The organism is Sphingomonas sp. SORGH_AS_0950 (assembly GCF_030818415.1).
GTDB lineage: Bacteria > Pseudomonadota > Alphaproteobacteria > Sphingomonadales > Sphingomonadaceae > Sphingomonas.
In genome coordinates, this window is sequence record NZ_JAUTAE010000001.1 from 2,664,514 (window position 1) to 2,690,138 (window position 25,625).

The window sequence follows — 25,625 nt, forward strand, 5'->3', positions numbered from 1 at the left end:
GGCATTCTCTTACATCGTCGGGTGAAAGAGGCTGCGGGACGGGTTCCGCGGCAGCGCACCGGCACATCTGGAGCTTTCATGGCGGACATCGCCCTTCTGACGCAACTCATCGAACCCGAGGCGAAAGCGCTCGGCTTCGAGCTCGTGCGCGTGAAGATGTATGGCGGCACGTCGGACCCCACGCTCCAGGTGATGGCCGAGCGTCCCGACACGCGCCAGTTGAACATCGACGATTGCGCCGACCTGTCGCGCCGCATCTCGGACGTGATGGACGCGCTGGAGGCCGAGGGCCGCGACCCGATCGACCATGCGTACCGGCTGGAGGTCTCCTCGCCCGGTATCGACCGCCCGCTGACCCGGCTGAAGGACTTCGCCGACTGGGCGGGGCATGAGGCGCGGATCACGCTGGCTGAGAAGCTGAACGGCCGCAAGCAGTTCAAGGGCGACCTGAACGGGGTCGAGGGCGAGACGGTGGCGATCACCGATGCCGAGGGGGTTCGCCACGAACTGCCCTTCGCCGCGATCGAGGACGCCAAGCTCGTCATGACCGACCGGCTGATCGCCGCGACGGTGCCGCTGTCCTTCGAGGGCGCGGAAGAGGTTTATTATCAGGACGCGCCCGAACAGGACGGCGCCACCACGGAAGGACGGCACTGATGGCTACCGCCATTTCCGCCAACAAGGCGGAACTGATCGCGATCGCGAATGCGGTCGCCTCGGAAAAGATGATCGACAAGGGCATCGTCATCGAGGCGATGGAGGACGCGATCCAGCGCGCCGCCCGCGCCCGCTATGGTGCCGAGAACGACATCCGCGCCAAGCTCGATCCGAACTCGGGCGACCTGCGCCTGTGGCGCGTCGTCGAGGTGGTCGAGCAGGTCGACGACTATTACAAGCAGATCGACCTGAAGGGGGCCGAGAAGCTGCAAAAGGGCGCGAGCGTCGGCGACTTCATCGTCGATCCGCTGCCTCCGATCGAATTCGGCCGCATCGCGGCGCAGGCGGCCAAGCAGGTCATCTTCCAGAAGGTCCGCGACGCCGAGCGCGACCGTCAATATGACGAGTTCAAGGACCGCCAGGGCGAGATCATCACCGGCGTCGTCAAGCGCGTCGAGTTCGGTCACATCGTCGTGGACCTGGGCCGCGCCGAGGGCGTGATCCGTCGCGACCAGCAGATCCCGCGCGAAGTCGTCCGCGTGAACGACCGCATCCGCTCGCTGATCCTGAACGTGCGCCGCGAGAATCGCGGGCCGCAGATCTTCCTGTCCCGCGCGCATCCGGACTTCATGAAGAAGCTGTTCGCGCAGGAAGTGCCCGAAATCTATGACGGCATCATCGAGATCAAGGCCGCCGCGCGCGATCCGGGCAGCCGCGCCAAGATCGGCGTGATTTCGCACGACTCGAGCATCGACCCGGTCGGCGCCTGCGTCGGCATGAAGGGCAGCCGCGTCCAGGCCGTCGTGCAGGAAATGCAGGGCGAGAAGATCGACATCATCCCCTGGTCGCCCGACACCGCGACCTTCGTGGTCAACGCGCTCCAGCCCGCGAATGTCAGCCGCGTCGTGATCGACGAGGAAGAGGACCGGATCGAGGTCGTCGTCCCCGACGATCAGCTCAGCCTCGCCATCGGCCGTCGCGGCCAGAATGTCCGTCTGGCCAGCCAGCTGACCGCCAAGGCGATCGACATCCTGACCGAGGCCGACGCGTCCGAGAAGCGCCAGAAGGAGTTCGTCGCCAACTCCGAGATGTTCCAGAACGAACTGGACGTGGACGAGACGCTGGCCCAGCTCCTGGTCGCCGAGGGCTTCGGCGCGCTGGAAGAGGTCGCCTATGTCGAGCTGGACGAGCTGGCCGCGATCGAGGGCTTTGACGAGGATCTCGCGCAGGAGCTGCAGAGCCGTGCGCAGGAAGCGCTGGACCGCCGCGAACAGGCCGCCCGCGACGAGCGTCGTGGCCTGGGCGTCGAGGACGCGCTGGCCGAGATGCCCTATCTGACCGAGGCGATGCTGGTCACGCTGGGCAAGGCGGGCATCAAGACGCTCGACGATCTCGCCGACCTGGCGACCGACGAGCTGGTCGAGAAGAAGCGCGCCGAGCCGCGTCGTCGCGGCGACGATACCCCGCGTGCCGCGCCCAAGGGCGGCATCCTGGCCGAATATGGCCTGAGCGACGAGCAGGGCAATGAGATCATCATGGCCGCGCGCGCGCACTGGTTCGGCGACGAGGACGAGCCCGCCGTCGAGGCGGCGCAGGCGGAGGGCGACGAAGCCTGATGCCGTTCGTCTCGATCCGTCTGGCGGGCACCGCCTCCAAGCAGCAAAAGGCCGAGATCGTCGCCGACGTGACTCGTTCGCTGGTGGAGCGGCTGGGCAAGAACCCGGCCGCCGTCCAGATCGTGATCGAGGAGGTCTCGACCGAAAATTACGGCGCGGGCGGTCAGCTGATCGCCGACCGTGATGCGCCCACCACCAAACCCCCGGGAGACGCGCATGCGGAACCGGGACAATGAGCGCGCTGGCGTAAATAATGCTCCGGCCAAGAAGGGCCGGGGCCCCAGAGACGCCGCGAAGGCGGCCCGTGAGTCGATCGACGGGCCGGTCCGCCGCTGCATTCTGTCCGGCGAGCATGACGCGCGGCCGCATCTGATCCGTCTGGCGCTGGCGCCCGACGGACGGGTGCTGCCCGATGTCCGTGCGAAGGCGCCGGGGCGCGGCGGCTGGATCGGCGTGACCCGCACCGAGCTGGAAGCCGCGATGGCGAAGGGGCGGTTGAAGGGGGCACTGGCGCGCGCGTTCAAGACGGGCGAGTTTGCGATCCCCGACGACCTGCCCGCGCTGATCACCGCCGCGCTGGAGCGCAATGCGCTCGATCGGCTGGGACTCGAGTCGCGCTCGGGGATGCTGCTGACCGGATCGGACAAGATCGCGACGGCGGCGCGCTCGGGACAGCTGCACGCGCTCTATCACGCCGCCGATGCGGGCGAGGATGGCTGTCGCAAGCTGGCGCAGGCGTGGCGCGTCGGATCGGACCGTGAAGGTTCCGATCTGAAGGGGTTGGCGTTGCCCGCCACACGCCCCATATTGTCATTGGCGTTGGGCCGCGAAAATGTGGTACACATCGGCCTGACAGATCGTAACGCGGCAAAGCGGGTGAGCGAAGCGCTCGACCGCTGGCTGCATTTTATCGGACCCGACCCTGTGGCAACGCCTTGCGAAACGGCCTCGCAAGGCGCATCGGCGTCCGACCTTACTGGTGACCGACCGGCCGTGACCGTACACGAGGATTTTGAGTGAGCGAGACCGACAACGACAAGCCGAAACTCGGAATGCGCCAGCCCCTGGGGCTGAAGCGCACGGTCGAGACCGGCAAGGTGAAGCAGAGCTTCAGCCACGGCCGCTCGAACACCGTGATCGTCGAGACGAAGCGCCGTCGCGTCCTGGGCCCGCAGGGGGGAGCGCCGGAGACGGCCGCCCCCGCGCAGGCCCCCGAACCCGTGCCCGCAGCGCCCGTCGCCGCGGCGCCGGTCGCACCGCGTCGCCCGGTGCCGTCGAACGAGACGGCACAGGAGCGCCAGGCGCGCCTGCTGCGTGAAGCCGAGGAACAGCGCCTCGCCATGCAGGAAGAGATTCGTCGTCGCGAGGACGCCGAGCGTCAGCAGCGCGCCGAGGACGAGCGTGCGCGGGCCGAAGAGCGCGCGCGTGCCGCCGCCGAGGCTGCCGCCGCCCCGCCGCCCGCGCCGGAACCGGCACCCGAGCCTGCGCCCGCGCCCGAGCCGACCCCGGCGCCCGCGCCCGTCGCGGCGGCGGAACCCGCCCCGGCTCCGGCCGCGCCGACCATCTCGGTCCAGCCGCGTCCCTTCCGTCCGGTCGAACGCCCGGTGATCCCGGCGCCGCAGCCCAAGGCGGAAGAGCCCAAGGTCGAGGCACCCGCCCCGGCCCCGGCTCCTACCCCCGCGCCGGCCCCGACGCCCGCCCCCGCTCCGGTGGCGGCGAAGCCCGCGCCTGCGCCCGCTCCGGTGGTGTCGACGCCGCCGATCCTGGGTCGCGATCCCTCGATGCCCGCGCCGCGTCGCTTCTCGCCGGTGCAGCGTCCCGAGATTCCGAAGCCTGCGCCCAAGCCCGCGCCTGCGCCCGCCGCAGCCGCGACTCCGGCCGCCAGCGCGCCGACCAACACCACCGCCTCCGCTCCGTCGGGTGGCGCGCCGCGTTCCATGCCTTCGGGCCAGCCGACGCCGCGCAACGCGCCTCCGGGCCGTCCGCAGCAGCGCGATCGCAAGGGCGACGAGCGTCGCGGCGGCAAGCTGACCGTCACGCGCGCCCTGAACGAGGACGGCGCCCGCGCCCGCTCGCTTGCCGCGCTGAAGCGTGCCCGCGAGAAGGAAAAGCGTGGCTTTGGCGGCCCGCGCGAGCCGCAGGTCAAGCAGGTCCGCGACGTGCAGGTGCCCGAGGCGATCACCGTCCAGGAACTGGCCAACCGCATGGCCGAAAAGGGCGCGGATCTGGTCAAGGCGCTGTTCAAGATGGGCATGCCCGTCACGATGACGCAGACCATCGACCAGGACACGGCCGAGCTGCTGGTGACCGAATTCGGCCACAACATCGTCCGCGTCTCGGACAGCGACATCGACCTGGCGCTCGACACCAGCGAGGATGCGGCGGAATCGCTGCAGCCGCGCCCGCCGGTCGTGACGATCATGGGCCATGTCGACCATGGCAAGACCTCGCTGCTCGACGCGCTGCGCGGCACCGATGTGGTGCGCGGTGAGGCCGGTGGCATCACCCAGCATATCGGCGCCTATCAGGTCACGCTGAAGGACAAGTCGAAGATCACCTTCCTCGACACGCCGGGCCACGAGGCCTTCACCCAGATGCGCGCGCGCGGTGCCGACGTCACGGATATCGTGGTGCTGGTGGTCGCGGCCGATGACGGGCTGATGCCGCAGACGATCGAGGCGATCAACCACACCAAGGCGGCGGGCAAGCCGATGATCGTGGCGATCAACAAGATCGACAAGCACGACGCCAATGCCCAGCGCGTCCGCGAACGCCTGCTCGAACATGACGTGCAGGTCGAGGACATGGGCGGCGAGACCCAGGACGTCGAGGTGTCGGCGCTCAAGAAGATCGGTCTGGATACGCTGATCGAGAAGATCCAGCTTCAGGCCGAACTGCTCGAACTGGCCGCCAACCCGGACCGCGCCGCCGAGGGCAGCGTGGTCGAGGCCAAGCTCGACAAGGGCCGTGGTCCGGTCGCGACCGTGCTCGTCACGCGCGGCACGCTGAAGGTCGGCGACGTGTTCGTCGTCGGTGCGGAAAGCGGCAAGGTCCGTGCGCTGGTCGACGACAAGGGCCGTCAGGTGAAGGAAGCGGGTCCGGCGATGCCGGTCGAGGTGCTCGGCCTGTCGGGCGTGCCGCAGGCGGGCGACCTCCTCCAGGTCGTCGAGAACGAGGCCCGCGCCCGCGAGGTCGCCGAGTACCGCCAGAGCGTGCTGCTCCAGAAGCGCACCACCTCGGCCCCGGCCAGCCTGGAGTCGATGTTCTCGGCGCTGAAGGCGAACCAGGCCAAGGAATATCCGCTGGTCGTGAAGGCGGATACGCAGGGCACCGTCGAGGCGATCGTGGCGTCGATCAACAAGATCGCGTCCGACCTCATCAAGGCGCGTATCCTGCACTCGGGCGTCGGTGGCATCACCGAGTCGGACGTGACGCTCGCCGCCGCCAGCGGTGCGCCGATCATCGGCTTCAACGTCCGTGCGAACGCCAAGGCGCGCGAGATCGCCGAGCGGAACAAGGTGGCGCTGAAATATTACGACGTCATCTACGACCTGATCGACGAGATCCGGGCGGGCATGGCGGGCGAGCTGGGCCCCGAGGCGTTCGAAACGGTCGTCGGCCGCGCCGAAATCCGCGAGGTCTTCTCGGCGGGCAAGATCGGCAAGGCCGCCGGTCTGCTGGTCACCGAGGGTGTCATCCGCAAGGCGCTCAAGGCGCGCATCACGCGCAACGACGTCATCATCTACCAGGGCGAGATCAACTCGCTCCGCCGGTTCAAGGACGATGTCGCCGAGGTTCGCGCCGGTCTGGAATGTGGTGTGACGTTCACGCAGAACTTCACCGACATCAAGGCGGGCGACTATCTCGAAACCTTCGAGGTCGAACTGCGCGAGCGTTCGCTCTGATGCGGGCAGGGTGGTGGGATCGCTCCTGCCGCCCGCCTCTGCCGGACATGATCGCGGTCGCCTGCCCGGCGGCCGCGATTTCCGTTTGAAGAAGAACTATCATGGTCCAAGCCAAGAACCCCGCCGAACCCTCGGTCCGCCTGCTCCGCGTCGGCGAGCAGGTGCGCCACATCCTGTCCGAAATCCTGGCGCGCGGCGACGTGCATGACGAGACGCTCGCCAAGCATATGGTCAGCGTGACCGAGGTGCGCATGTCCCCTGACCTGCGCCACGCCACCGTCTTCGTGAAGCCGCTGCTCGGCAAGGACGAGGAGGTGGTCATCAAGGCGCTGCGCACGAACACCGCCTATCTCCAGCGCGAGGTCGCGCACCGGGTGAAGATGAAATATGCCGCCAAGCTGAAGTTCCTGGCGGACGAGAGCTTCGACGAGGGAAGCCATATCGACTCGCTCCTCCGCTCGCCGAAGGTGGCGCGCGATCTGGAGGAGGGGGACGAGGGCTAAAGGACCCTCGCTCCGTTCAGCCTGAGCGAAGTCGAAGCCTGTCCTGAGCGCCTGCCTTGGCAGGCAGTCGAAGGGGCCAAGGGAAAAGGTTCGCGCAGAGGCGCAGAGGGCGCAGAGAAGAAGCGCCCCACGTTCAAACCTCGCCCCACCCCGGCGAAGGCCGGGGCCCAGTCTCCCTGTCGTAGATGGCGCGTTGCGCCGAGGCGGGGGAGGCAAACGTCCTGCGCCGCCGCCTGCCCGTGGCAACTGGACCCCGGCCTTCGCCGGGGTGGGGCATTGGGGGCGATTCGGAGAAGACTTCTCTGCGTCCTCCGCGCCTCTGCGCGAACCCCTGTCAGCCGGAACGGTCGTTGCGAGAAACTCTAACCCCGCCCCGGCACCAGATCGGCGTCGATCGTGATCGTCACCTGTCGCCCGACGATCAGCGGATAGGCGGTCATTCCGAAGTCCCGTCGGTCGATCCGCGTCGACGCTGCGATATGCACCGGCTCGCGCCCGGTCATCGCGGCAAAGTCGCGTGAGAAGTCGACCGCCAGTGTCGCCGGACGGGTGACGCCGCGCGCGGTGATCGTCCCTGCGACCTGCGCGCCATGCGGTCCGGTCCGGGTCATGGTCGAGCCATGGAAGATCACGCGGGGGTATCGCTCGACATCGAAGAAATCGGGTCCGCGCAGGCGGGACCGGGTCAGCGAATCCCCAGCCTCCAGCGCCTGCGCATCGATCCGCACGTCCAGCGTCACCGCTTGCGCATCCCGGTCCGACAGGGCGACGCGACCCTCCAGCCGGGGAAAACGCGCCGTCTTGCTGCCCAGGCCGAAAAAGCCGACCTTTGCCTGCACGTGCGCATGGGCGGGGTCGATGCCATAGGCGAGCGAGCCGAGCGCGGTTGCCGATCCGGCGCCACCCATCCCTATGGCCACCACCGCCATCGCCATTCGCGTGCCAACCCACATGCCGGTTCGTCCCATGCTCGAAATGGCGGCTCCCTTCCGATAAGGGCGGCGGATGGCCAAGCTCTATTTCTACTATGCCAGCATGAATGCCGGGAAATCGACCATGCTGCTGCAGGCCGATTTCAACTATCGCGAGCGGGGGATGAACACGATGCTGTTCACCGCCGCGATCGACGATCGCTTCGCCTATGGCACCATCGCCTCGCGAATCGGCCTGTCGCAGCCCGCGACGCCGTTCCAGGCGACCACCGATCTGGAGGCCTGCGCGCTCGACCGGCACGGACGCACGCCGCTGGCCTGTATCCTGGTCGACGAGGCGCAGTTCCTGACGCCCGAACAGGTCGATCAGCTGGCGAGGCTGGCCGACCGGCACCGGATTCCCGTGCTCTGCTATGGCCTGAGGACCGATTTCAAGGGCCAGCTCTTCCCCGGCTCGGCGCGGTTGCTGGCGCTGGCCGACACGCTCAGCGAGATCAAGTCGGTCTGCGTCTGCGGGGCCAAGGCGACGATGAACCTGCGCGTCGATGGCCAGGGCCAGGCGATCGCCGAGGGCGCGCAGACCGAGATCGGCGGCAATGACCGCTATATCGCGCTGTGCCGCCGCCATTTCGGCGAGGCGCTGGCGGGCGGCACGGTGCTTGAGGCACCGTCCTTGAGATAGGGGCCAAGCCCGACTAACGCCCGTCCGATGCATGGATGGATCATACTCGACAAGCCGCTGGGGCTCGGCTCGACGCAAGGGGTGAGCGCGGTCAAGCGCGTGCTGCGCCAGGGCGGCTATGGCAAGGGGATCAAGGTCGGCCATGGCGGCACGCTCGACCCGCTGGCGACCGGCGTGTTGCCGATCGCGGTGGGCGAGGCGACCAAGCTGGCCGGGCGGATGCTCGACAGCGACAAGGTGTACGACTTCACCATCCGCTTCGGCGCGCAGACATCGACGCTGGATGCCGAGGGCGAGGTGGTCGCTGAGAGCGATGTCCGCCCGACTCGCGCGGCGCTGGAGGCGGTGCTGCCGCGCTTCACCGGCCCGATCGAACAGGTGCCCCCCGCCTATTCCGCGCTGAAGGTGGATGGCGAGCGCGCCTATGACCTGGCGCGGGCCGGGGAAGAGGTGGTGCTGGCGAGTCGCAGCGTTACGATTCACTCCCTCAAATCCTCCCCAAGCTCGCTTGGGGAGGGGGACCATCGCGCCAGCGATGGTGGAGGGGCGGGACGGACCGGCGATGCCCCTCCACCACGCCCTGCGGGCGCGGTCCCCCTCCCCGAGCAAGCTCAGGGAGGATTGGAAGACATCACCCTCACCGCGCATGTCTCCAAGGGCACCTATATCCGCTCCCTTGCGCGCGACATCGCGCTGGCGCTGGGTACGGTGGGCCATGTCACCATGCTCCGCCGGATCAAGGCGGGGCCGTTCACCCTGGCCTCGGCGATATCGCTGGACAAATTGAACGAAATGGGGCAGGCGCGCGGGCTTGAAGAGATACTCCTGCCGCTGAGGGCGGGGCTGGACGACATCCCGGCTCTCGCGCTCGACCCCGACCAGGCAGGGGCGCTCCGTCAGGGGCGTGTGCTGGTCGGGATTGCCGCTGACGATGGCCAATATTTCGCGATGCTGGGCGACCGCCCGGTGGCGCTGGTGGAGGCGCTGGACGGGGACGTCCGGGTCGTGCGCGGTTTCAACCTCGATTAAGAAAGGACCACGATGTCGATCACCGCTGAACGCCGCCAGGAAATCATCAAGGACCATGCCCGCGCCGAGGGTGACACGGGTTCGCCCGAAGTCCAGGTCGCGATCCTGACCGAGCGGATCCAGAACCTGACCGGCCACTTCAAGACCCATGCGAAGGACAATCATTCGCGTCGCGGTCTGCTGATGCTGGTCAACAAGCGTCGCTCGCTGCTCGACTATCTGCGTCACAAGGATGGCGACCGCTATCTGGCGCTGATCGCCAAGCTCGGCCTGCGCAAGTAAGACGCGGGGCGCGCCAAGCGACCAAAAAGGGCACTCCCATCAGGGGGTGCCCTTTTTTTATCGGCTGGTGTATGAAGCACCGGGCCGACCGGATGCCGCAAGGGCGCATCCCCAAAGCCTCTATGTCATCAAACCCGACGATAGGGTCGGGCAGGATCGGAGGATCGGCAATTCGGTCGACCTCCAGAGCCAATCTTGGCTCAACCCATAGGCCCCGGCGGGATAGGCCCGTCGGAGTGAAGGATATTCCATGTTCAATACCAAGAAAGTGGCCATCGAGTGGGGCGGCAAGACGCTGACCCTCGAAACCGGCAAGGTGGCCCGTCAGGCCGACGGCGCGGTGATCGCGACGCTGGGCGAGACGGTGGTGCTGTGCGCCGTGACGGCCGCGAAGAATGTGAAGGAAGGCCAGGATTTCTTCCCGCTGACCGTTCACTATCAGGAGAAGTTCTCGTCGGCGGGCCGCATCCCCGGCGGTTTCTTCAAGCGCGAGCGCGGTGCGACCGAGCGTGAGACGCTGATCAGCCGCCTGATCGACCGTCCGATCCGCCCGCTGTTCCCCGAAGGTTTCTACAACGAGATCAACTGCATCTGCCAGGTGCTCTCGTATGACGGCGAGAACGAGCCCGACATCCTGGCGCTGGTCGCCGCGTCGGCCGCGCTCACCATCTCGGGCGTGCCCTTCATGGGCCCGATCGGCGCGGCGCGCGTCGGCTATGTCGATGGCGAGTATCAGCTGAACCCGACCGACGCCGAGGCGCTGGCCGGTGACCTGGACCTGGTCGTCGCCGCCACCCACAATGCGGTGATGATGGTCGAGTCGGAAGCCAAGGAGCTCTCCGAAGAGGTGATGCTGGGCGCGGTCATGTTCGCGCACAAGGCGTCGCAGCAGATCATCGACGCGATCATCGATCTCGCCGAGCAGGCCGCCAAGGACCCGTGGGAACTGAAGGTCGGCGACGACCAGAAGACCGTGAAGGCCGAGTTGAAGAAGCTGGTCGGCAAGGACATCACCGCCGCCTACAAGCTGACCGACAAGCAGGCGCGCCAGACCGCGCTGGGCGAGGCCCGCGCCAAGGCGAAGGCCGCCATGGCCGAGCGCACCCCGCAGGAGCAGCTGGTCGCCGCCAAGCTCGTCAAGAAGCTGGAAGCCGAGATCGTCCGCACCGCGATCCTGAAGGACGGCCGCCGCATCGACGGTCGCTCGACCACGCAGATCCGTCCGATCGAGGCCGAGGTCCACTTCCTGCCGCGTTCGCACGGCTCGGCGCTGTTCACCCGCGGCGAGACCCAGACGATCGCGACCACGACGCTGGGCACCAAGGATGCCGAGCAGATGATCGACGGTCTGAACGGCCTGTCCTACCAGCACTTCATGCTGCACTATAACTTCCCGCCCTATTCGGTCGGCGAAGTGGGCCGCTTCGGCGCGCCGGGCCGTCGCGAGATCGGCCATGGCAAGCTGGCATGGCGCGCGCTGCACCCGGTGCTGCCGTCGAAGGAGGAATTCCCCTACACCATCCGCGTGACCAGCGACATCACCGAGTCGAACGGCTCGTCGTCGATGGCCACCGTCTGCGGCGGCTCGCTGTCGCTGATGGATGCGGGCGTTCCGCTGAAGCGCCCCGTCTCGGGCATCGCCATGGGCCTGATCCTGGAAGGCAAAGACTTCGCCGTCCTGTCCGACATCCTGGGTGACGAGGATCACCTGGGCGACATGGATTTCAAGGTGGCCGGCACCTCCGAGGGCATCACCTCGCTCCAGATGGACATCAAGATCGCCGGTATCACCGAGGAGATCATGAAGGTCGCGCTGGCGCAGGCCAAGGAAGGCCGCGCGCACATCCTGGCCGAGATGAACAAGGCGCTGGGCGAGACCCGCACCGAACTGTCGGCGCATGCGCCGCGCATCGAGACGATGACGATCGACAAGTCGAAGATCCGCGACGTGATCGGCACCGGCGGCAAGGTGATCCGCGAGATCGTCGCCACCACCGGCGCCAAGGTCGACATCGACGACGAGGGCGTGATCAAGATCAGCTCGTCCGACTCCGCGCAGATCGAAGCCGCGATGAACTGGATCAAGGGCATCGTCGAAGAGGCCGAGGTCGGCAAGATCTACAACGGCAAGGTCGTCAACCTGGTCGATTTCGGTGCGTTCGTGAACTTCATGGGCGGCAAGGACGGTCTGGTCCACGTCTCGGAGATCAAGAACGAGCGCGTCGAGAAGGTCTCGGACGTCCTGAGCGAAGGCCAGGAAGTCAAGGTCAAGGTCCTCGAGATCGATCCGCGCGGCAAGGTCCGCCTGTCGATGCGCGTCGTCGACCAGGAAACCGGTGCCGAGCTGGAGGACAATCGTCCGGCGCGCGAACCGCGCGGCGAGCGTGGTGACCGTGGTCCGCGCGGCGACCGTGAAGGCGGTCGCGGTCCGCGTCGCGATGGCGGCGACCGTGGCGGCGAAGGCCGCAGCGGCCCGCGTCGCGACCGTGGCGACCGTCCCCGTCGCGAAGGCGGCGAGCAGGGCGGTTCGTCCGAATTCGCCGCTCCGGCCTTCCTGACCGGCGATCGCGACTGATCCTTTGCCATGAGGCAGGAAAAGGGCTCGGGGGAAACCCCGGGCCCTTTTTCGTTTGGGGCGAATGCGGGTGGGTGATTCCCTTGGCCTTCGACTTCGCTCAGGCTGAACGGCGTTCGGGAATGGGTCTGGACACGAAAATCCGTTCAGCCTGAGCGAAGTCGAAGGCCACGCCCCGACCCCCGCCGCGTGCGTTCCGGAGTCAAGATTCCCGTGCGAAAGTCAGCCCGCTACCACCACCCTGACGAACGCTGGGTAAGTCCCGCAGGAGCGGATGCGCCCGCGCCGGACCCGCGCGAGGGCGGTCAGGCGGGGTCCTTGGCCCCCTCATGCGCGCTATAGCCCAGCCGGGCATGGCCCTGCACCGGCCCCGCCACATCGGCGACCAGATAGAGCGGCCGCCGCTTCGATTCGATATAGAGCCGCCCCAGATATTCGCCGATCATGCCCAGCACGAACATCTGCACCGCGCCCAGGATGACGGTGACGAGCATGGTCGAGGTCCAGCCCTGCACCGCCGAGCCGGTCAGCCAGCCGATCGCGATATAGACCAGCAGCAACAGCGATGCCGCCGTCAGCGCCAGGCCGATATGGCTGGCCCAGCGCAACGGCGCGGTCGAAAAGCCCGTCACCGCGTCGAAGGCCAGCGCGATCATCTTGCCCAGCGGATAATGGGTCTCGCCCGCATGCCGCTCGGCGCGGTCATAGGGGAAGGGGACCTGGCGGAAGCCGACCCAGGCGACCATGCCGCGAATGAAGCGCGCCTGTTCGGGCAGCGACTGCAACGCGTCGAGCGCACGGCGGCTCATCAGGCGGAAATCGCCGGTGTCGAGCGGGATCGGCGTGTCGGTCAGCCGGTCGAGCATCCGGTAGAAGATCGCCGCCGTCGCCTTCTTGAACAGCGTTTCTCCGGCCCGCTTGCGGCGCACCGCATAGACCACGTCCGCCCCCTGCGCCGCCATGGTCGCGCGCATGTCGGTGAGGAGTTCGGGCGGGTCTTGAAGATCGGCGTCGATGATCAGGATCTGCTCGCCCGCGCACAGGTCGAGACCCGCGGTCAGCGCCAGCTGGTGGCCGTGGTTGCGCGACAGGTTGATCGCGACCAGATGCGGATCGGCGGCGGCGAGCCGCTGCATCACCGGCCAGCTGTCGTCGCGCGAGCCGTCGTTGATCAGGACGATCTCGTAATCCTCGCCCACCGCCGCGCGCGCGGCACCCGAGATACGCGCGTGCAGCACGTCCAGACAGGCGGCTTCGTTATAGCAGGGGACGACGACGGACAGGGCAGGGCGCTTCATGACGCCGCCGGTTTAGCGGCGTCCGAAGCGTCCGTCACCCATTCACGACCAGCTTGACCAAACGACCCGGCATCAGCGCTTGTTCCGAATCGAGCCCGTTCAGCGTCACGAACCGCTCGCGCTTGTAATCGGGAAAGGCCATGCGCGCCGACAGGCTGTCGATCGTGTCGCCCTGGCGGACGGTGACGATGCTGATCTTCTTGCCGCGGATGGCGTTGGCCTCGGCGGTCGAGAGCGGCGCGACCGAGGCGAGCAGCGGCTGGAACGGTCCGATGCCCGAGCCCGCCGGCGTCACGAGCGTGAAGGTATAGGTCGCGGCGGGGAAGCGATAGGCGACCACCGTCGCATCGACCGCGCGGTTGTTGGCGGCGGCGCGGGTGGTGACATAGGCATAGGGGATGCCGTTGGCGGTCCCGTTCTGCACCTGGCCCGAAGGGGTGCCGGTGCCGAGCTGGCCGAAGCGCTGCGCGATCGCCTGGCCCAGATCGCTGCCCTGACCGAGACGCATCTCGGCCTGGCCGCCCTGACCGGCGATGGTCACCGCATCGCTGCCATTGGCGATGGCATAGCCGGTGGGCGCGGTGAATTTCAGTTTCAGGCCGGGATGGCGGAAGCTCTGGCCGTCGACCACGCCCTCCTTGGGATCGTCGCCATAGGGCAGGCCGTCGAGCATCCGCAGGAAGGCGGTGTCCTGCGGCGGGGTGGTTTCGGGGCGGCCGGTTTGCTGGGCGAGCGAAGCGGCGCGGCGGACCCGGTCGGCGCTGTTGGGATGGGTCGAGGCCCAGGTCGGAATGGCGTTGGCGTCCTTGCCGGATGTGCGCGCGGCCAGATTGCTCGACGCGGCCAGCGAGGCGAGCATGTCCGCCGAGGCATAGGGATCATATCCGGCGGCGGTCATGTAACGGATGCCGAGGCCATCGGCCTGATATTCCTGATCGCGGCCATATTTCAGCGTGTAGAGTTGTGCGCCGGTGCCCACCAGCTGGGTGGCGATATTGCTGCCGGTCAGCAGCCCCGCGCCCGCCGCCAGGATCGAGCCGATGGTCGAGCGGGTGTTGCGGCTCTGCGAATGGCGCGCGGCGACATGGCCGACTTCATGGCCCAGCACCGAGGCGAGCTCGGCCTCGGAATTCATCAGCGCGAGCAGCTGGCGGGTGACATAGATATAGCCGCCGGGAATGGCGAAGGCGTTCTCGACCGGCGAGTTGAGCGTCGTCACGACGAAATCGCCCTGCGCGTTGGACAGGCCGGACTGGACCGCGACCCGCTTGCCGACCCGTTCGACGAACGCGGCCTGCGGGCCGGTGTAGCGGCCGCCATATTGCTTCACCAGTTCCGGGTTGGCCTGTGCCCCCTGCGCCTTGTCCGAGGCGGAGATCGACCGGGTCTGCTGGGCGATGACGGGGGCCGCGACGAGCGCGAGCATGGCGGCGGCGGTGACGAAACGCATGTTAAGGCTCCCCTGTTTGGGGTCTCCAAAGCGCAGGCGCGTCGGGGGTTCCAGCTTTTTGTTACGCAGGCGTCCTCCGGATGTCAGGAAATCCAATGCCGCATTGTTCCCCGGCAAAGGCCGGGGTCCAGTTTCCTCGCGGCCAAAGGCGCGCGAAACGATGCGTGGGAAGGCAAACGCCCCGCGTTCTCGATCATTCACCCCTACTGGGCCCCGGCCTTCGCCGGGGAACGAAGAAGATTCTGTTCGCGCAGAGGCGCGGAGGACGCAGAGGGGGTTCGTTCAACCACCTTGGCGACGGTCATCATGCACCGTCGAAGATGACAGGACGCGCGTTCCGCGCGCCGGACCTCTCTGCGTTCTCCGCGCCTCTGCGCGAACCTAAACCCGCTCGACCGAACTCACCACATCCGCCGCGCGCAAGGCGGCGATCAGGCGCATCAGGTGTTGCAGGTCATGCACCTCCACATCGATCAGGTTCGTGTGGAAGCGCGTGTCGCGGGTATCCAGCCGGACGTTGATGATGTTCGCCTTATGCTGGCCGATGATCGTCGCCAGGATGCCCAGCGCGCCGGGTTCGTTCTTGACCATCACCGAGATTCGCGCGGTCGCGCCCTCGCTGTCGTCGCCCCAGGACACGTCGACCCAGTCGGTTTCCTCGTCGGTCCGGTCGGCCAGCTCGGCGAGGACCGGGCACTGGATCGCGTGCACCTCGATCCCCGCATCCGGCCGCCGCAGCCCGACGATGCGGTCGCCCGGCACCGGGTGGCAGCATTGCGCCAGGTCATAGGCGACGCCGGGCGTCAGCCCCTTGATCGAGATGGCGCTCGACTGCGGCGGCAGCGCGGCGACGTCCGCGCCTGCCGAGCCCGGCATCAGCGCCTCCATCACCGCGGCATCCGACACGGTCCGCCTGGCGATCGCGATCATCAGATGCGCCTCGTCGGGCATCTTCAGCCGTTGCAGCGCATGGGTCAGCGCGTCCGCGCCGATCTGGGCGGGCAGACGCCGGACGATATCCTCGTACAGCTTGGTGCCCAGCGTCACCTGCTCGGCGCGCTCGGCATGGCGCAGATGGCGGCGGATCGCGGCCAGCGCCTTGCCGGTGATCGCCAGGTTCAGCCAGTTCGCCTGCGGCGTCTGCCCGGCTGAGCGCAGGATCTGCACCTGGTCGCCATTGGAGATGACGGTCGACAGCGGCACCACCCGCCCGTTGAGCTTGGCCCCCACCGCCTGGTCGCCCAGATCGGTGTGCACGGCATAGGCGAAGTCGATCGGCGTCGCGCCCTTGGGCAGCTGGATCAGCTCGCCCTTCGGCGTGAAGGCGAAGATGCGATCCTGGTACATCGCCATCTTCGTATGCTCGATCAGCTCCTCGGGGCTGTCCGAGGTGTCGAGGATTTCGACCAGGTCGCGAATCCAGCTCACCTGCGCATCGTGGCGGGTCGCCTGTTTATAGGTCCAGTGCGCCGCCAGACCGAAATCGGCCTCGGCATGCATTTCCGGCGTGCGGATCTGGATTTCGATACGCGCATTGTCGGCGTGGATGACGCTGGTGTGGAGCGAGCGGTATCCGTTGCGCTTGGGCGTCGAGATATAATCCTTGAACCGCCCCGGCACCATCGGCCAGCGGCGATGGATCAGCCCCAGCGCGCGGTAGCAATCCTCCTCGGTCGGCACGATCGCGCGGAACGCCATGACGTCGGACAGCTGCTCGAAGCTGATGTGCCGCTCGTTCATCTTGCGGAAGATCGAAAAGGCCGATTTCTCGCGCCCCGTCACCTCGGCCTCCACCCCGCCGCGCGACATCAGCAGCTTCAGTCCCGAGGCGATCTTGGAAATCCGGTCGCCGCCGCCTTCCTTCATTTGCGCCAGGCGAAGCGTGATCGACTCATACGCCTCGGGTTCGAGCTGCTGGAAGGAGAGCATCTGCATCTCCTTCATGAACTCGTACATGCCGATCCGCTCGGCGAGCGGGGCATAGATGTCCATCGTCTCCTTCGCGATGCGGCGGCGCTTCTCCGGCTTCGCGATGTGATGGAGCGTGCGCATATTGTGGAGGCGATCGGCCAGCTTGACCAGCAGGACGCGGATATCGTCCGACATGGCGAGCAGGAACTTGCGCAGATTCTCGGCGGCGCGTTCGCTCTCGGTCTGCGCCTCGATCTTGGACAGCTTGGTGACGCCATCGACCAGCCGCGCGACATTGGGACCGAACAGCCGTTCGATCTCGTCATAGGTGGCGACCGTGTCCTCGATCGTGTCATGCAGGATGGCGGTCGCGATCGTCTCGTCATCCAGATGCAGGTCGGTCAGGATGCCGGCCACCTCGATCGGATGGCTGAAATAGGGATCGCCCGAGGCACGTTTCTGGCTGCCATGCGCCTTCATCGAGAAGACGTAAGCGCGGTTCAGCAGCGCCTCATCGGCCTGGGGGTCATAGTCGAGCACGCGGTCGACGAGTTCATACTGGCGGAGCACGGGATCAGATTTGCGTGGGTGGGATGACCATTGCAACATTTTTGATGCGATCAGGGTGATCGGGTGGGCTTCTCAAGCCGCTTTCTTCTTCAAGCCCCTCTCCCGGCAGGGGGAGGGGTTGGGGAGGGGCAAGAGCCACGAGGGCTGGTCTCTGTGAGACCCCGTGCCCTCCCCCATCCCCTCCCGCCTGCGGGAGGGGAGCGGCTAGAGGTGAGGAAGGCCTATACCAACCTCCGTTCCGCCTGAGCGAAGTCGAAGGCCACGGGAATCACCCCGCCATCGCCTCCGCCGCCAGAGCCTCCGCCTCGATCAGCAACTCGTCGTCCGCAGTCCCCGTCGCCACCTTCTCGCGCCCGATCAGCACCAGCACCGGCACCGCCAGCGGGCTTACCCGCTCCAGATCGACATGCAGCATCGTGCCGCCCGCCCGGTCGAGCAAATTCGCCAGCCGCCCCACATCGGTCATCCGCGCCCGCGCATCGTCCCACGCCGCCTGGAGCAGCAGATGGCCGGGCTCGTACTTGCGTAGCACGTCGTAGATCAGGTCGGTCGAGAAGGTCACCTGCCGCCCGGTCTTGCGCTTGCCGGGATGCTGGCGGTCGACCAGCCCGCCGATCACCGCGACCTCGCGAAAGGCGCGCTTGAGGAGGTGCGATTGCTGGACCCAGTCGACGAACTCGTTTTCCAGAATGTCGGGCGAGAAGAGGCTGGCCGGGTCGGTCACCTTCTCCAGCCCATAGCATGCCAGCGCATAGTCGCTGGCGACGAAGCCCAGCGGCTTCAGCCCCTGCGCCTCCATCCGCCTTGTGATCAGCATCCCCAGCGACTGGTGCGCGTTCCACCCCTCGAAGCTGTAGGCGACCATATAATGCCGCCCCTCGCGCGGGAAGGTCTCGACCAGCAACTGGCCGGGGCGGGGCAGGACCGAGCGGCGGTCCTGCATCTCCAGCCAGGCATGCACGTCCGCCGGGAAGCGATCCCACTCGCGCCGGTCGGCCAGGAATTCGCGGACCCGGTCGGCCAGGCTGGTAGACAGCGGCATCCGGCTGCCGCCATAGGTCGGGATGCGCGCAGGGCGGGAGGTGGCGCGGACGATCAGGTCCTCGCCGTCGATCGATTCCACCTCCAGGCTCAACCCGGCGAAGAAGAAGGTGTCGCCCGGCGCCAGGGTCGCGGCGAATCCTTCCTCCACCCGGCCCAGCTGGCGGCCGTTGCGGAAGCGGACCTTCAGCATCGTCGCTTCCACGATGATCCCGGCGTTCAGCCGGTGCTGCGCGACGAATTGCGGATGGGTGACGCGCCACGTCCCGTCCGGCTGCTGCACCAGCCGCTTGAACCGGTCATAGGCGCGCAGGGCATAGCCGCCGTCCGCGATGAAGCGCAGCACCCGGTCGAACGTCTCATCGTCCAACGCCGAATAGGGCATGGCCGAGCGGATTTCGCCCAGCAGCGCGCCCTGTTCGAACGGCGCGGCACAGGCGCAGGCCATGACATGCTGCGCCAGCACGTCGAGCGCGCCGGGGCGGAAGAGGTCGGGGTCCAGCTCGCCCGCCTCCACCGCGTCGAGCGCGGCGCGCGCCTCCAGATATTCAAAGCGGTTGCCGGGGACCAGGATCGCGCGGCTCGATTCGTCCAGCCGGTGATTGGCGCGACCGATCCGTTGGAGCAGGCGTGACGAGCCCTTGGGCGCACCCATCTGGATCACGCAATCGACATCACCCCAGTCGACGCCCAGGTCGAGGCTGGCGGTCGCGACCAGCGCGCGCAGTTGCCCGTCGGCCATCGCGCCTTCCACCTTCTGCCGCGCTTCCAGGGACAGCGAGCCGTGATGGACGCCGATCGGCAGGCTCTTGTCGTTCGCCTTCCACAGATCCTGGAAGATCAGCTCGGCCAGGCTGCGGGTGTTGCAGAAGACGATGGTGGTCCGGTTCGCCTCGATGACGCGCATGACCTGCGCGGCGGCATAGCGGCCCGAATGGCCTGCCCAGGGAATGCGGTCCTCGGGCAGCAGGATCGCTATGTCCGGCGGCGCGCCGGGCTCGCCCGCGACGAGGCCGACCGCGTCGATATCGCCATCGGGCGCGAGCCAGGCGCGATAGCCGTCGGGGTCCGCCACCGTCGCCGACAGCGCGACCCGTCGCAGACCGGGCGACAGGTGCTGCAACCGCGCCATGCACAAGGACAGCAGGTCGCCGCGCTTGCCGGTGGCAAAGGCGTGGACCTCGTCCACCACGATGGTCTTGAGTCCTGCGAACATGGTCGCGGCATCGGGATAGCTCAGCAGCAGCGACAGCGATTCGGGCGTCGTCAGCAGGATGTGCGGCGGCTTCACCCGTTGCCGCGCCTTCTTGTCCGACGAGGTGTCGCCGGTCCGCGTCTCGACCCGGATGTCGAGGCCCATCTCCTCGATCGGGGTCACGAGGTTGCGGCGGATATCGACCGCCAGCGCCTTCAGGGGCGAGACGTAGAGGGTGTGCAGCCCCTCGCTCGGTTGCTCGATCAACTCGGTCAGCGTCGGCAGGAACCCCGCCAGCGTCTTGCCCGCGCCCGTGGTGGCGACCAGCAGCGCGTGGCGGCCGGCGCGGGCTTCCTCCAGCATCGCCAACTGATGGGTGCGCGGGTGCCAGCCCTTGGCGGCGAACCAGTCGGTCAGGGCGGGCGGAAGGGAACCGGGGAGCATCCCGAAGGATATAGGTATCATGGTCAAGCTCGGCGACTGGATACAGCCCCATAAACATGGGATTTACGTGGCCCCCGCCGATGTGTGGGTGGACCCGTCCGAACCGGAGGCCAAGGCGCTGGTGACGCACGGCCATGCCGACCATGCGCGCGGCGGGCATGGCACCGTCTGGGCGACGCCCGAGACGCTGGCGATCATGGCGGCGCGCTATGGCCCGCAGAACGGCGTCGAGGTCGCTTACGGCGAAACGATCCGGCTGGGCGAGGTGGAGGTCGGCTTCGTGCCCGCGGGGCATGTGCTGGGATCGGCGCAGATCGTGCTGGATTATCGCGGCGAGCGGGTGGTGGTGTCGGGCGATTACAAGCGCCGCTCCGACCCGACCTGTGCGGCCTTCGAGCCGATAAAGTGCGACGTCTTCGTCACCGAGGCGACCTTCGCGCTGCCCGTCTTTCGCCACCCGGAGACGGGGGACGAGATCGACAAGCTGATCGCGCGGCTCCACGCCAATCCGACGCGCTGCGTGCTGGTCGGCGCCTATGCGCTGGGCAAGGCGCAGCGGGTGATCGCCGAGTTGCGGGTGCGTGGGCATGAGGCGCCCATCTATCTCCACGGCGCGCTGGCGCGGCTATGTGCGCTCTATCAGGAGCTTGGGGTCGATCTGGGCGAACTGCGCATGGTGGCCGACACGCCCAAGGCGGAAATGGCGGGGCATGTGGTCATGTGCCCGCCCGGCGCGCTCAACGATCGCTGGTCGCGGCGGCTGCCAGAGCCCATCACCGCCATGGCCAGCGGCTGGATGCGGGTGCGCCAGCGCGCGCGGCAGAAGAATGTCGAACTGCCGCTGATCCTGTCCGACCATGCCGATTGGGACGAACTGACCCGGACGCTGACCGAAATCGCCCCGCGCGAGGTGTGGGTGACGCATGGGCGCGAAGAGGCTCTGGTCCACTGGTGCGAGACGCGTCAGATGAAGGCGCGGGCGCTGGCGCTGGTGGGGTTCGAGGATGAGGATGATTGAGGGGGCGGGAACGTGGCCTTCGACTTCGCTCAGGCTGAACGGAGATTTGTCCCTTAACCCCGTTCAGGCTGAGCGAAGTCGAAGCCCAAGGCAATCCCTCACACCAAGGCCAAAGGCCGGGCAGGATCCGCCACCACCGACCCCGGCACCGCGAACACGCCCTTCTTCGCCAACCGCTCGCCGGGCCGGACCTTGGCCGTCTCCATCGCCAGCCACGGCGCCAGCAGCAGCCCCAGCGTCACCGGCGACAGCCACGCGCCCAGCACCGGGTTCAGGAACGACACCCCCAGGAACACCACGCCCAGCGCCAGATGCCAGCGATAGCGCGGCATCGCATCCGCCGCCGCCAGCCCGTCGCGCACCCGGCTCTGCGGGTTCCAGCCCGATGGCTTGCCGCGCATGATGTTGACGAGGTCGATCGTCTGGGTCAGCGCGATTCCCGGCGCGGTCAGGATCGACAGCGGCACGTCGAGCGCCACCGAGGCCAGGATTGCGCGCGCGCCGCCATAGCTGGCCCGGCGTTCGCGGTCGGCCATCGCCCAGACGATACTCAGCAGCTTCGGCCCGAACAGCAGGATCAGCGTCACGACCAGCACCCGCGCCGACGTCACCGCACGCACCGTCGCGGCATCGTCGGACAGGCTCTGCGCGATCGAGGTGGCGATCAGGATCAGCCAAGCGGGCGAGGTCAGATAGGCCGAGGCGCCGATCAGCAGCTGCAACCGGCTGATCCAGTGGAAACCGCTCGCGCCCAGCAGTTTCAGATGCTGGGTATTGCCCTGCGCCCAGCGCCGGTCGCGCACCGCCTGGTCGATCAGCGTGGGGGGATATTCCTCGAAACTGTCCTCGACCATCAGCATGTGCAGCCGCCAGCCGCGCCGCCGCAGCAACGCCGCCTCGACCATGTCATGGCTCATGATCGTGCCGCCGAAGGGCGGACGGCCGGGCAGGTCGGGCAGGCCGCAACTCTCGGCAAAGGCGCGGATACGGATCAGCGCGTTATGTCCCCAGAAGGTCGATTCGGATCCCGACCACCAGACCAGCCCGGCGGTCGAGATCGGGCCGTAGAACCGGCTGGCGAACTGCATCCAGCGCTGGAAGAAGGTCGTCGCGCCGATGATCATCGGCACGGTCTGGAGAAGCGCGATCGAGGGGCGTTGCTCCATGATCTGCGCCATGCCGACGATGGTGTCGCCGCCCATCAGGCTGTCGGCATCGAGCATCAGCATGAAGTCGTAGGCCGCACCCTGGTTGCGGATCCAATCGGCCACATTGCCGGGCTTGCGCCCGACATTCTCGGTCCGGCGGCGATAATAGAGCGGCACCGCCAGCCAGGGGGCGAGCTTTTCCCAGGCGGCGCGCTCCTCGGCCTCGGCGGCTTCGCCCGAATCGGACAGGACGAAGAAGGCGAAACGGTCGGCCGCCCCCGCCCGGTCGATCATGACGGCCATGCGCGCGATCCGGTCGAACACCGCATCGACATCCTCGTTATGCACCGGCACCAGCACCGCAGTCCGCGCGGTCGGCGGCGCCGCCCCCTTCGGCGCGGGGGTGATGCCCGGATGCGCGCGCGAGATCAGCAGGACGAAACCGATCGCCGCCGTCACGAAGCCGAACGAGATCCAGGCGAACAGCGGAAAGAACAGCAGCAGCAACAGCCCGTCGAGCAGGTTCAGCCCGTCGCTCAACAGGGCTTCCTTGACCGCGGCCGAGGCGGCGGTCGCCAGCAACCCGGTCAGCAGCACCAGCAGGAGCCGGCGGGTCAGGATATCGTCGGGCGCCAGATTGACCCCGGCGCGCGGCTCGGGCGCGGAGTGCGGCGGCGGCGGGCCATCGAAACGCTGCACCGCCATGGTCAGCGGTGCGGGCGGCGGCATGATGGCGCGCGGATGGGTCACGGCAGGAAGACCGGGGTAAGCACCGTCTCGGTCAGCGCCCTGGTCCCGCGCTTCAGGAACAGGCGGACATCGGCGGGGCCCTGACCTTCGGGTGCGATGTCGGCGGTGACGCGCCAGCGATTGGGCTGTCCCACCACCGGATAGGCGGCCTGGGTCAGCAGCTTGCCGCGCGTGACCGAAATATCGGCCGTCACGCCGCTCTGCCGGTCGAGCCCGGCCAGCACGGGGCCGGTAAAGTCGACCACCAGCTTGCGCGCGCCCGGCGTCGGCTCCGCACCGGGCCGCCCGGCCGCGCCGGTCCACAGGTCCACCGCATGGGCGACGGCCGGGACGATGGTGGGATCGGTCGATCCCCAGCTCAGGCGATAGTCGAACTGCCGTTTCTGCCCCGCCTTGGGCGCATCAGCGGGGTTCCAGAAGGCGACGATATTGTCGACCGTCTCCGATGCGGTGGGAAAGGCATAGAGCATCACCTGGCCCCGGCCCCAATCGCCCTGCGGCTGGACCCACAGATTCGCGCGGCGGTCGTAAAAGGCCCCGTCGTCCTGGTAATGATCGAAGTCCCGGTCGCGCTGGAGCAGGCCGAAGCCGCGCGGATCGGTGTCGGCGAAGCTGTCGAGCGTCGGGCGCGGCGGATTGACCAAAGGCCGCCACAGCCGCTCGCCCGCGCCGGTCAGCAGCGCGAGGCCGTCCGAATCGTGAATCTCGGGCCGCCAGTCGCTGCCCGCCGCCCGGTTGCCCTCGCCATACCAGAACATGCTGGTCGCGGGCGCGATGCCCAGCCGCTCGACATCGCGGCGGAAGAACAGCACCGCCGAGACGCGCTGCTCGACGCCCGCCGCACCCTTTTGCGACTCGATCCGATACGCCCCCGCGACGCTGGGCCCGTCGAGCAGTGCATGGACGGTATAGCCTTGCGCGCCGGTCCGCTCGATCCAGAAGTCGGTGAAGGCGGGAAATTCCTCGCGCCCGTCGATGCCGGTGTCGATCGCGATACCCCGCGCCGACAGGCCATATTGGTCCTGCGCGCCCGCCGTGCGGAAATAGGAGGCGCCCTGAAAGGCCAGCCAGTCGCTCTTGCCGTCGGCCGTCATCGCGCGGAACCCGGCGATGCCCAGCGGCGGCGCATGGCCCGCCTCGGCGGTGAACAGCGCGGGCGAGAAGGGCACGGCGCGCGCCTGGCCGTTCGCGACGATGTTGATGCCGACCGGATTGGGGGCATAGCGGCCCAGCGGGAACAGGCGGATGCCGCCCGCCAGCGTGCGGTCGTCGCGATACCGGATCGTGCCCACCGCGTCATAGTCGATCGCCGCCGCCGCCTCGACCTTGACCTGGGGGCGATAGGGCTGGCGCGCCAGTTCTTCCGCCCGCCTTTGCAGCGCGGTCCAGGAAAAGGGCTGGGGGGCGCCGGTCGCGCCACCGGGGGCAAGCGCCTGGGCGGCGAGGCGTGGCGATACGCCCAGAATGGCGAGGGCCGCGACCAGTTCACGGCGATTGGCCTGCATCATCGGCTCGGCGTCTCCATCGGTGAATCCATCCGTCCCTCGCTGGCGGGACATGGCTCGTGGTGCAACGCAGCATGCGATGATCGGTTGCTCTGTTACTGTCGAACCAACGGCAGCAAAGGAAAGTATAATATATTTGACCGGGCTGACGGGATCGATTATGACTAAGGCAAATCAAGAGGGGGGCTCTTGAATGACCGAAAAGTGCAGGCGGATCCTGTGTTCGATCCGTCCGTCGCGTTCCCTTACATAACAGACAATGATGAAGTCGCGCATCCTTGCGATGCGCCGACGATGTTGTTCGGCGGCCGATGGCTGGCGCGGCATCTGTTTGTCTTGTCAGGACGAAAGCGGGCGAGCGCCGTTTGCGATCCGCTTCGTCGACCGTTTACCCCAGCCTGTCCCGCCCGGTTCGTGCCGGGCGGGGCTTTTTTCGCGTATCGCGAACGGCGCTCCCCCGCCGGGTATCAAATATTTCCGTCGCTGTGACGGTTATTTCGCCTCGGACAGCAGTTTCTGGGCCTCGGCCCCGGCCCAGTCGAATCCGCCCGTCACCCGCCAGATCTCCTTGCCGTCCGCGCCATAGAGGATCGTGGTCGGCAGATTGGCCTGGTAATGGACGCTCAACCCCAGCTTGGGGTCGAGATAGACGGGCAGCGCGTCGAGCGTCCGGCCCGCCAGGAACGGCTTCACCTTGGCCGCCTCGTCCTGCGCGACCGCGATCACCGCGACCTTGCCCTTCAGCCGCTCGGCCGTGGCGGCCAGCGTCGGCATCTCGGCGACGCACGGCCCGCACCAGGTCGCCCAGAGATTGACCAGCACCGGCTTGCCCCGGAAATCGGCCAGCGTCGTCGGCTTGCCGTCGAGCGTGGTGAAGCCCAGCGTCGGAGCCGCTTCGCCCTTGTGGCTGCGGTTCACCGCCCCGGCGGGCTTGGGCGCGTCGGGCGTCGAGGCGACTTCGCCGCCGATCACTTCCCCGCCGGTCACTTCGCCGCTCGAAACTTCGCCGGTGGCGGTGTTGGCGGCTTGCTCCGGCGCGGGGCTTTGCTTATCGCACCCGGCGACCATCAGCCCCAGGAGACAGGCGATCACGGTACGCGACGACATGGGCGGC

At 67.7% G+C, this 25,625-nt stretch carries 19 protein-coding genes; 11 read left to right on the plus strand and 8 right to left on the minus strand.

All coding sequences use genetic code 11. From position 1 onward, the window contains the following. Positions 1 to 78 precede the first annotated feature (78 nt). From rimP to rbfA, 6 genes are all read left to right on the plus strand, one after another. Positions 79 to 657, plus strand: coding sequence for a ribosome maturation protein RimP (gene rimP / locus QE385_RS11805; RefSeq protein ID WP_307102038.1), 579 nt, complete (start codon positions 79 to 81; stop codon positions 655 to 657). Further along, positions 657 to 2,273, plus strand: coding sequence for a transcription termination factor NusA (gene nusA / locus QE385_RS11810; protein ID WP_307102040.1), 1,617 nt, complete (start codon positions 657 to 659; stop codon positions 2,271 to 2,273). The genes rimP and nusA overlap by 1 nt, the downstream gene beginning before the upstream one ends. Beyond that, positions 2,273 to 2,509 (plus strand): 4-oxalocrotonate tautomerase family protein, encoded by a 237-nt coding sequence (locus tag QE385_RS11815; protein WP_307102042.1) that lies wholly within the window; start codon positions 2,273 to 2,275, stop codon positions 2,507 to 2,509. The genes nusA and QE385_RS11815 overlap by 1 nt, the downstream gene beginning before the upstream one ends. Beyond that, positions 2,490 to 3,293, plus strand: a complete 804-nt coding sequence (locus QE385_RS11820; RefSeq protein WP_373424659.1) for a DUF448 domain-containing protein — start codon at positions 2,490 to 2,492, stop codon at positions 3,291 to 3,293. Before QE385_RS11815 ends, QE385_RS11820 begins: the two co-directional genes overlap by 20 nt. Beyond that, on the plus strand, positions 3,290 to 6,178 hold the full coding sequence (gene infB, locus QE385_RS11825; protein ID WP_307102044.1) for a translation initiation factor IF-2: 2,889 nt from the start codon (positions 3,290 to 3,292) through the stop codon (positions 6,176 to 6,178). The genes QE385_RS11820 and infB overlap by 4 nt, the downstream gene beginning before the upstream one ends. 101 nt (positions 6,179 to 6,279) lie before the next feature. Beyond that, positions 6,280 to 6,681 carry a 30S ribosome-binding factor RbfA gene (gene rbfA, locus QE385_RS11830; protein WP_307102046.1) on the plus strand — a complete coding sequence of 134 codons (402 nt, stop codon included), beginning with the start codon at positions 6,280 to 6,282 and terminating at the stop codon, positions 6,679 to 6,681. Positions 6,682 to 7,043: 362 nt separating this feature from the next. On the opposite strand, the gene QE385_RS11835 is transcribed toward rbfA, so the two are convergent. Then, on the minus strand, positions 7,044 to 7,634 hold the full coding sequence (locus tag QE385_RS11835) for a YceI family protein (RefSeq protein WP_307102049.1): 591 nt from the start codon (positions 7,632 to 7,634) through the stop codon (positions 7,044 to 7,046). A 52-nt stretch (positions 7,635 to 7,686) separates the two neighbouring features. Here QE385_RS11835 and QE385_RS11840 point away from each other — a divergent pair, with 52 nt between their 5' ends. The 4 genes from QE385_RS11840 (at position 7,687) to pnp (ending at position 12,181) form a co-directional block, all read left to right on the plus strand. Further along, complete coding sequence (locus QE385_RS11840) at positions 7,687 to 8,295, plus strand: thymidine kinase (protein ID WP_307102050.1); 609 nt, start codon at positions 7,687 to 7,689, stop codon at positions 8,293 to 8,295. A 27-nt stretch (positions 8,296 to 8,322) separates the two neighbouring features. Continuing rightward, positions 8,323 to 9,324: a tRNA pseudouridine(55) synthase TruB gene (truB, locus tag QE385_RS11845; RefSeq protein ID WP_307102052.1), complete on the plus strand. Its 1,002-nt coding sequence runs from the start codon at positions 8,323 to 8,325 to the stop codon at positions 9,322 to 9,324. A 12-nt stretch (positions 9,325 to 9,336) separates the two neighbouring features. Next, the gene (gene rpsO / locus QE385_RS11850; protein WP_261268525.1) at positions 9,337 to 9,606 is read left to right on the plus strand and encodes a 30S ribosomal protein S15; all 270 of its coding nucleotides are present in this window, start codon (positions 9,337 to 9,339) and stop codon (positions 9,604 to 9,606) included. Positions 9,607 to 9,856: 250 nt separating this feature from the next. Next, positions 9,857 to 12,181 carry a polyribonucleotide nucleotidyltransferase gene (gene pnp / locus QE385_RS11855; RefSeq protein ID WP_307102054.1) on the plus strand — a complete coding sequence of 775 codons (2,325 nt, stop codon included), beginning with the start codon at positions 9,857 to 9,859 and terminating at the stop codon, positions 12,179 to 12,181. A gap of 305 nt (positions 12,182 to 12,486) precedes the next feature. On the opposite strand, the gene QE385_RS11860 is transcribed toward pnp, so the two are convergent. From QE385_RS11860 to QE385_RS11875, 4 genes are all read right to left on the minus strand, one after another. Beyond that, positions 12,487 to 13,479, minus strand: coding sequence for a glycosyltransferase family 2 protein (locus QE385_RS11860; protein WP_307102056.1), 993 nt, complete (start codon positions 13,477 to 13,479; stop codon positions 12,487 to 12,489). Positions 13,480 to 13,513: 34 nt separating this feature from the next. Further along, positions 13,514 to 14,929, minus strand: coding sequence for a M48 family metalloprotease (locus QE385_RS11865; RefSeq protein WP_307102058.1), 1,416 nt, complete (start codon positions 14,927 to 14,929; stop codon positions 13,514 to 13,516). 381 nt (positions 14,930 to 15,310) lie between these two features. After that, positions 15,311 to 17,410, minus strand: a complete 2,100-nt coding sequence (locus tag QE385_RS11870) for a bifunctional (p)ppGpp synthetase/guanosine-3',5'-bis(diphosphate) 3'-pyrophosphohydrolase (RefSeq protein ID WP_307102060.1) — start codon at positions 17,408 to 17,410, stop codon at positions 15,311 to 15,313. Positions 17,411 to 17,678: 268 nt separating this feature from the next. Further along, positions 17,679 to 20,090 (minus strand): ligase-associated DNA damage response DEXH box helicase, encoded by a 2,412-nt coding sequence (locus QE385_RS11875; RefSeq protein ID WP_307102062.1) that lies wholly within the window; start codon positions 20,088 to 20,090, stop codon positions 17,679 to 17,681. Between the two features lie 19 nt (positions 20,091 to 20,109). Between QE385_RS11875 and QE385_RS11880 the strand changes: the two genes are divergently transcribed. Continuing rightward, positions 20,110 to 21,108, plus strand: a complete 999-nt coding sequence (locus QE385_RS11880; RefSeq protein ID WP_307102064.1) for a ligase-associated DNA damage response exonuclease — start codon at positions 20,110 to 20,112, stop codon at positions 21,106 to 21,108. 98 nt (positions 21,109 to 21,206) lie between these two features. Here the strand turns inward: QE385_RS11880 and mdoH are convergent, their stop codons facing one another. From mdoH to QE385_RS11895, 3 genes are all read right to left on the minus strand, one after another. After that, positions 21,207 to 23,006: a glucans biosynthesis glucosyltransferase MdoH gene (gene mdoH, locus QE385_RS11885; protein WP_307102066.1), complete on the minus strand. Its 1,800-nt coding sequence runs from the start codon at positions 23,004 to 23,006 to the stop codon at positions 21,207 to 21,209. Further along, on the minus strand, positions 23,003 to 24,514 hold the full coding sequence (locus tag QE385_RS11890) for a glucan biosynthesis protein (RefSeq protein WP_307102070.1): 1,512 nt from the start codon (positions 24,512 to 24,514) through the stop codon (positions 23,003 to 23,005). Before QE385_RS11890 ends, mdoH begins: the two co-directional genes overlap by 4 nt. Positions 24,515 to 25,003: 489 nt before the next feature. Continuing rightward, entirely contained in the window at positions 25,004 to 25,618 is a 615-nt protein-coding gene (locus QE385_RS11895; protein WP_307102072.1) for a TlpA disulfide reductase family protein, read from the minus strand. Positions 25,619 to 25,625: the final 7 nt, after the last annotated feature.

Bases quoted from the DNA above. Each gene is read 5' to 3' on its own strand.
- rimP (WP_307102038.1), top strand. From the start codon at position 79: ATGGCGGACATCGCCCTTCTGACGCAACTCATCGAACCCGAGGCGAAA.
- nusA (WP_307102040.1), top strand. From the start codon at position 657: ATGGCTACCGCCATTTCCGCCAACAAGGCGGAACTGATCGCGATCGCG.
- QE385_RS11815 (WP_307102042.1), top strand. From the start codon at position 2,273: ATGCCGTTCGTCTCGATCCGTCTGGCGGGCACCGCCTCCAAGCAGCAA.
- QE385_RS11820 (WP_373424659.1), top strand. From the start codon at position 2,490: ATGCGGAACCGGGACAATGAGCGCGCTGGCGTAAATAATGCTCCGGCC.
- rbfA (WP_307102046.1), top strand. From the start codon at position 6,280: ATGGTCCAAGCCAAGAACCCCGCCGAACCCTCGGTCCGCCTGCTCCGC.
- QE385_RS11835 (WP_307102049.1), bottom strand. From the start codon at position 7,634: ATGTGGGTTGGCACGCGAATGGCGATGGCGGTGGTGGCCATAGGGATG.
- QE385_RS11840 (WP_307102050.1), top strand. From the start codon at position 7,687: ATGGCCAAGCTCTATTTCTACTATGCCAGCATGAATGCCGGGAAATCG.
- truB (WP_307102052.1), top strand. From the start codon at position 8,323: ATGCATGGATGGATCATACTCGACAAGCCGCTGGGGCTCGGCTCGACG.
- rpsO (WP_261268525.1), top strand. From the start codon at position 9,337: ATGTCGATCACCGCTGAACGCCGCCAGGAAATCATCAAGGACCATGCC.
- pnp (WP_307102054.1), top strand. From the start codon at position 9,857: ATGTTCAATACCAAGAAAGTGGCCATCGAGTGGGGCGGCAAGACGCTG.
- QE385_RS11860 (WP_307102056.1), bottom strand. From the start codon at position 13,479: ATGAAGCGCCCTGCCCTGTCCGTCGTCGTCCCCTGCTATAACGAAGCC.
- QE385_RS11865 (WP_307102058.1), bottom strand. From the start codon at position 14,929: ATGCGTTTCGTCACCGCCGCCGCCATGCTCGCGCTCGTCGCGGCCCCC.
- QE385_RS11875 (WP_307102062.1), bottom strand. From the start codon at position 20,090: ATGCTCCCCGGTTCCCTTCCGCCCGCCCTGACCGACTGGTTCGCCGCC.
- QE385_RS11880 (WP_307102064.1), top strand. From the start codon at position 20,110: ATGGTCAAGCTCGGCGACTGGATACAGCCCCATAAACATGGGATTTAC.
- QE385_RS11890 (WP_307102070.1), bottom strand. From the start codon at position 24,514: ATGATGCAGGCCAATCGCCGTGAACTGGTCGCGGCCCTCGCCATTCTG.
- QE385_RS11895 (WP_307102072.1), bottom strand. From the start codon at position 25,618: ATGTCGTCGCGTACCGTGATCGCCTGTCTCCTGGGGCTGATGGTCGCC.